This is a genomic window from Rothia sp. P7181, assembly GCF_048513015.1.
GTDB lineage: Bacteria > Actinomycetota > Actinomycetes > Actinomycetales > Micrococcaceae > Rothia.
Window position 1 is genome coordinate 1 of the sequence record NZ_JBLXXZ010000024.1, and the last position, 6,404, is coordinate 6,404.

The 6,404-nt window shown below is 46.9% G+C and carries 5 protein-coding genes and 3 tRNA genes; 7 read left to right on the forward strand and 1 reads right to left on the reverse strand.

All coding sequences use genetic code 11. The features are described from left to right. Window positions 1-84: 84 nt before the first annotated feature. Window positions 85-576 carry a YajQ family cyclic di-GMP-binding protein gene (locus tag ACN08Z_RS08265; RefSeq protein ID WP_419104050.1) on the reverse strand — a complete coding sequence of 164 codons (492 nt, stop codon included), beginning with the start codon at window positions 574-576 and terminating at the stop codon, window positions 85-87. A gap of 195 nt (window positions 577-771) precedes the next feature. On the opposite strand from ACN08Z_RS08265, the gene ACN08Z_RS08270 reads away from it, so the two are divergent. From ACN08Z_RS08270 to ACN08Z_RS08300, 7 genes are all read left to right on the forward strand, one after another. Further along, window positions 772-1,113, forward strand: a complete 342-nt coding sequence (locus ACN08Z_RS08270; protein ID WP_419104051.1) for a hypothetical protein — start codon at window positions 772-774, stop codon at window positions 1,111-1,113. 133 nt (window positions 1,114-1,246) lie between these two features. Further along, window positions 1,247-1,328: transfer RNA gene (locus tag ACN08Z_RS08275), tRNA-Tyr, on the forward strand. Between the two features lie 176 nt (window positions 1,329-1,504). Continuing rightward, window positions 1,505-1,882, forward strand: coding sequence for a thioredoxin (gene trxA, locus ACN08Z_RS08280; protein WP_419100922.1), 378 nt, complete (start codon window positions 1,505-1,507; stop codon window positions 1,880-1,882). Between the two features lie 222 nt (window positions 1,883-2,104). After that, the gene (locus ACN08Z_RS08285; RefSeq protein ID WP_419104052.1) at window positions 2,105-3,742 is read left to right on the forward strand and encodes a DUF2079 domain-containing protein; all 1,638 of its coding nucleotides are present in this window, start codon (window positions 2,105-2,107) and stop codon (window positions 3,740-3,742) included. 437 nt (window positions 3,743-4,179) lie between these two features. Further along, the gene (locus ACN08Z_RS08290) at window positions 4,180-6,111 is read left to right on the forward strand and encodes a DEAD/DEAH box helicase (RefSeq protein WP_419104053.1); all 1,932 of its coding nucleotides are present in this window, start codon (window positions 4,180-4,182) and stop codon (window positions 6,109-6,111) included. 80 nt (window positions 6,112-6,191) lie between these two features. Continuing rightward, window positions 6,192-6,263, forward strand: a tRNA-Thr gene (locus ACN08Z_RS08295). A 31-nt stretch (window positions 6,264-6,294) separates the two neighbouring features. Further along, window positions 6,295-6,368, forward strand: a tRNA-Met gene (locus ACN08Z_RS08300). The last annotated feature ends 36 nt before the right edge of the window (window positions 6,369-6,404 follow it).

The window sequence follows — 6,404 nt, forward strand, 5'->3', positions numbered from 1 at the left end:
TGTTTTAAAATAAATTGTGTTTTCCCACCACTCTTTTGGCGTATCAAACAAAAACCATATTAAATGGTTCGAACCTTTAATCTATTATCGGTAATTAACGAATTGAAGGTCAACTTCCAAATCTGCGCCTTTGAGTAAAGCAATAACATCTTGAAGGTCGTCACGAGACTTGGAAGAGACACGTAGCTCATCTCCCTGAATAGTTGCTTTAACTCCTTTAGCTCCTTCTTCGCGAATGAGCTTAGAAATCTTTTTAGCTTGATCTTGGGCAATACCTTCTTTGATAGAGCACTCGATACGGAACTCTTTACCGGAAGCATAGGGGTCACCGGCGTCGAGAGACTTCAAAGAAATACCACGCTTGACAAGTTTTGACTGGAAAACGTCGAGTACAGCTAGGGCGCGCTCTTCGGAGTTTGCTTTGATGAGGATTTTTTCTCCAGAGAAGTTAATATCGGCGCCTACTCCTCGGAAATCGTAACGCTGTGATACTTCTTTTTGTGCTTGGTTTAAAGCATTGGATACTTCCTGCTTATCGACTTTAGAAACAACGTCAAAAGATGATTCGCCTGCCATAAGAGATACTCCTTAGATATTCGGGGATGCGATTCTAACGCTCTGCGTAAAAGCAGTTAGTAATGGTGCATCAGTTGTTATAGATAACGGTACATGTTTTGCTCTGTTTATGCTGGTGGTATACCAAAAAAAATTGTTATGAATACGTGACCTAACTGTCAGCTAGTGTTCACCTTGAACAGCGATGATAGAGCTATGACAAAAAATCGTCGTGGTGACACTCTTGCTCAATGTGATGTTTTGAATACTCACAAGGACGTGAGCTCAGATATCTCAGAGCACCATGGTGTCGACCCATCATCTGATGAATCAGTTAAGAGCCTTTCGACTGTAGAACCTTGTTTCTATGAGTCTCTTGAGACCTTAGGAGAAACTCTCGAAAGCGAGTATCTTGTAGAGCGTTTTGAGGGAGTGAAACAAAACCTTATTCGTGAGATTCGTGGGCAAATGTGTACTGAAGAGCAAGCCTATGCGTATCTAGAGAACTTTGAGATGAGGCTGTTGCAAGAGCAGGAATTGATGTCTCAGACGGTCTAGCTCTCGCGCTCAAAACACCAAACTAGAGTAACTTTTGTCACAAAATGCTGTTTTGGTTTTTGTTTTCCTCAAATATCCGGTAGTGTAGTCACGTTCGCTCATGCGAATACCAGTCATTAGAAATAATGATTCTGGCAGATTACCCGAGCGGCCAAAGGGGGCTGACTGTAAATCAGCTGGCACTGCCTACGGGGGTTCGAATCCCTCATCTGCCACAAGCTAAAACCCACCTCGTACGAGGTGGGTTTTCTTGTATCTATATACCGGTATCTCAGCCCATGAGATAAAAACCTGTGCCTACCCCTAATTATCTGCACTATAACCACTCAGATATTCTTTGAGAGTGAAACCGTATTGTGTTAGGTAAACATCTACCGGTAGGGTGACAACTATGGCTACTATAGAAATCAATCAAGAAAACCTCACCGAAAAAGTACAGTCAAGCGACATCATGCTTCTGGACTTTTGGGCAGAATGGTGCGGTCCTTGCCAGCAATTTTCTCCGGTGTTTGAGGAAGCTTCCGAAAAACACCCAGATATTACTTTCGGAAAGATTAACACCGAAGAACAACAAGAACTAGCAGCAGCAGCTAGCATCTCATCCATCCCCACGCTCATGGCATTCCGTGAAGGTGTACTCGTCTTCTCACAGCCTGGCGCACTTAACGCAAAACAACTTGAACAAGTTATTCAGGCTGTACGTGAACTAGACATGGAAGAAGTTCACCAACAAGTCGCTCAACAACAAGAAGCAGAAGAAAACTCCTAAGCTCAAGCCGCACCCATGATACGCGGTGTCTAACCTAAGACACGATAGGGGTGAGTTGCTCCACTATTTTTAGTGGAACAACTCACCCCTAATCTTTAGTGTTTATTGGGGCGTTATACATGCTAAAACTTCTACAAAAATAGTTATCCTACAATCTCTGTACATGTTTGCTATATCCTATGAGGCAAGAGCTCACAACACTCTAGAGAGAACAAACACCCTATGACAGCTACAGCAAAGAACTCAGCTTCACCCCCTGCTCAACAACAATCCATACATTCTTTGCTGTCCCCAAAATCTAATTCTCGACTCATTGGAATAAGCCTTGCTCTCATTCTTTTCTCGTTTTACAGTCTGTACTCTTATTTTCAATACCTGCACTATCACACGCCCTCATGGGACTTAGGAATCTTCTCCCAACTAGCGCAAGAATATTCACAATTACATTTTCCGCCCACCGTAGATATCAAGGGTGCAGGCTTTAACCTTTGGGGAGACCACTTTCACCCAATCCTGATAATTCTTGGACCTATCTACGCACTATTTCCCTCTCCAGCAACGCTCCTATACGTACAAAATGCGTTAGTCGCATATTCTGCTTATCTCGTATGCCGTTACGCCCAGCAACTTGTTCCTCCCGCTGGAGCCATCATGCTAACTACCGCTTATGGTCTAAGTTTTGGCGTACAAAATGCGGTATCGGTGCAATTTCACGAAGTTGCCTTTGCCCTGCCATTTCTCTGCGCTTCTCTCGGTCATATTGTCTTGAGTAGAAAGAGTGTGGAACCTGTCACCCATCTCAAACGAGCCTGTTATTGGGCGATGCCATTAGCCTTTGTCAAAGAAGACCTCGGTATAACTGTCGCCATGATTGCTCTCGTCATTGCACTCCGTGCCGGAACCATAACCTGTATACATCAGAGACTTTTTCCCTCAGCAGCTTTGGTACAACCCTTATCACAGCGCCTTCTTGGTGCAGTAGGCGCAATCAACAGTAAAGACGGATCTTTGCATGCCGTACTATTGCTCTTCTGGGGCCTTATCTGGTCTCTATCTGCGGTTCTTATTATTCTTCCTGCCCATAACAACGGGGGAGTATTCGACTACTCAGATAAACTCAACCTGGCTGAGGTACTTTCGGATCCCTTGCAATCTTTTGGTCTTTTGTTCTATCCGTGGCAAAAAACTCTGACTCTAGTGCTATTGCTCTTCTCTGGGGTATTTCTGTGGGTTCTTTCCCCCTTAGCGCTGATTGCTTTGCCCACGATACTCTGGCGTTTTCTCTCACCCCATGAAGGATACTGGGCACCCACCTGGCATTATTCTTTAGTTCTTATGCCCATTGTTTTCATGGCTCTACTCGACGCGCTCTTATGTACCCAACGCTTCGCACCGTTACGCTATCTTGGCACTAAAGCACAACACCTCTTTGCGATATCTGCTCAGCGTGCTCAAGAGCTGACTCGTATGAGCTTCCTCTGGTTAGCACTTCTTGTCGTCATTGCTTCCTTCCCCTCTCAACCACTATGGAATATCACACGCGAGGGATTCTTATCCTCTTCATTAAGCCTTGACGAACGTGATAAACAGCAAGCACTAGAATCTATTCCAACCCATAGTTCGGTAGCTTCTGACTTATCTCTTTTGACCTATCTTGTGCCTGAACGCCAAGTTTTTTGGATTGGTGATAAAACACATCACGCACACCCCGAATACGTCGTTATCGACCGTGCTGGCGGAGGGTGGGGAAAATCTGCACCTCAAAATCCTGCACGCTATGCCCACGAACATTTCGGTGGTGACTACCGTGAATATCAGCGTTTTGGCACAATTTATGTGCTCCAGAGAGTTGAACAATAAAGTATTTTTGGTGTCGGTTCTGTCACCCGATTCCCTAAAACTTCGTTTTATACGGTAAGGTGAACAACGTACATTACCGGTTTCCCATAAACACAGATGCGCGCGCCGACCGACTGAAAACAGGCGCTTAATCAGAAACTGGCTAACAACCAACATGTTGTCAGCCTGAGAGAAACAGCTCGCTTTTATACGCGCAAACCTTTTAAAACACTCCGTACGTTATCTCATGATGAGTTTTCATGGAGTTCACGTTTCCGCTGGAATTATTTTTCACCGCGGAGGATATAAGGTAGCGCCGAATAGTAGATGGCGCACCCAACTACGCGAGCAGGGAGTCCCGGTTACCTGCACCCTAAAAATTGGGTGCAACCGACCCCACTTTGAAGTAGGAAAAATTGACAGAAAATAACTCTGCTGTTAAAGCAGAACTAGAGTTCATCGAGCCCGCACACACCACCGAAAACCTCGTTGAAGAAACTACCGAGAAAAACACCGCAGAAGACGAAGGTATTAAATTTACCGACCTCGGTCTTGACGCACGTGTCTTGGCAGCTCTAGAAAAAGTTGGCTACGAAAAGCCTTCCCCCATCCAAGAACAAACCATTCCTTTGCTCCTTGAAGGACGCGACGTTGTTGGTCTAGCACAGACCGGTACCGGTAAAACTGCGGCTTTCGCTGTCCCAGCGTTGTCCCGCCTTGCAGAACTTGCCGACATCAACGGTGTTTCTAAAGCAACTCAGGTACTTGTTCTTGCCCCCACCCGCGAACTCGCTCTACAGGTTGCTGAATCTTTCACCTCCTACGCCACCCACATGGACGATTTCACCGTTCTGCCCATCTACGGTGGTTCCCCTTACGGCCCTCAGCTTAACGGTCTACGCCGTGGTGCACAGGTCGTTGTTGGCACACCCGGTCGCGTTATCGACCACTTGAAAAAAGGCTCACTAGATCTCTCTGATCTTCAATACCTCGTATTGGACGAAGCAGACGAAATGCTCCGCATGGGATTTGCTGAAGACGTCGAAGAAATCCTTGCCCAGACTCCTAGCTCTAAGCAAGTTGCACTATTTTCTGCAACCATGCCGAAGACTATCCGCAAAATTGCGGACCAGTACCTCAACGATCCTGCCGAAATTCGCGTAAAGTCCAAGACTTCTACTGCTTCTAATATTCGCCAGCGTTTCATTCAGGTTATGCACTCGCACAAGCTTGAAGCAATGACCCGAGTTCTTGAAGTGGGCAACTATGACGGCGTCATCGTGTTCGTTCGTACCAAAAAAGAGACCGAAGAACTCGCCGAAAAACTTAAGGCTCGCGGATACCAAGCTGCTGCTATTAACGGTGATATTCCCCAGCAGCTACGTGAACGTACCGTTGATTCTTTGCGTGACGGGCGTGTTGATATTCTTGTGGCAACCGACGTTGCTGCTCGTGGTCTTGACGTAGAACGTATCTCCTTAGTCGTCAACTTCGATATCCCTCACGATACTGAATCATACGTACACCGTATTGGACGTACTGGCCGTGCCGGTCGTGACGGTGAAGCAATCTTGTTCATGACTCCTCGTGAAAAATACATGCTGCGCCAGATTGAAAAGGCAACTCGTCAAAAAGTTGAGCAAATGCACATGCCATCAGTTGATGACGTGAACGAGAATCGTAAGACTCGTTTCGCTCAACAAATTACTGACACCATCGAAACTGAAGACCTCTCACTATTCCGTGAAATCATCACGAAATACGAGAACGAAAACGACGTTGACGCTCTAGAAATTGCAGCTGCTTTAGCTGTTATTGCGCAAGAAGGTCGCCCCTTCTTTGTGGAAGAAATCCCAGAGATGAAGAACCGCCGTCGTGACCGTTTCGACGACGATCGTTCTGAGCGTTCTGACCGCCGTGAACGTCGCCCCCGCGGACCAGAAGCTGGAATGGTTGACTATAAGCTTCAGGTTGGCCATAACAACCGTGTGAACCCCGGTATGATTGTTGGCGCTTTGACCAACGAAGGTGGCATCAAAGGCTCACAGATTGGTTCTATCGACATCCGTAAGAACTTCACTGTTGTTGGCTTGCCCGAAGACCTTCCTCGCGATTTCTTCGACCGTCTCAAAGACACCCAGATTAACGGTGAATACGTTAATATCTCTAAAGACCGCGGACCACGTAGTGGCGGTGGACGCTTTGGTGGAGGAAACCGTGAAGGCGGCGGATACAACCGCCGTGACCGCGGTGGCGACCGTGGTGGTTATGGTGACCGTAACCGTTCAGACCGTGGCGGATACAACCGCCGTGACCGTGATTCTGGTTCTAAACGCTTTGGCGATGACCGTGGTTTTAGAAAAAACCGTGGTCAAGGTAAAAAATATTAAGAGTAGTGGCGCAGAACACCTCAATATAGTGTGAAAATATTTGCGCCTTTCTTGGTGAGTACGGTAATGTATTCCCTGTTGCCCCGATAGCTCAGTGGTAGAGCGCCATCTTGGTAAGATGGAGGTCCCGGGATCGATTCCCGGTCGGGGCTCTGTATGAGTCTTGATATGAGGCGCATACTTGGCGGTGTAGCTCAGCTGGTTAGAGCGCACGACTCATAATCGTGAGGTCGACGGATCGAGCCCGTCCACCGCTACTTCGCCCCGATAGCTCAGTGGTAGAGCGCCATCTT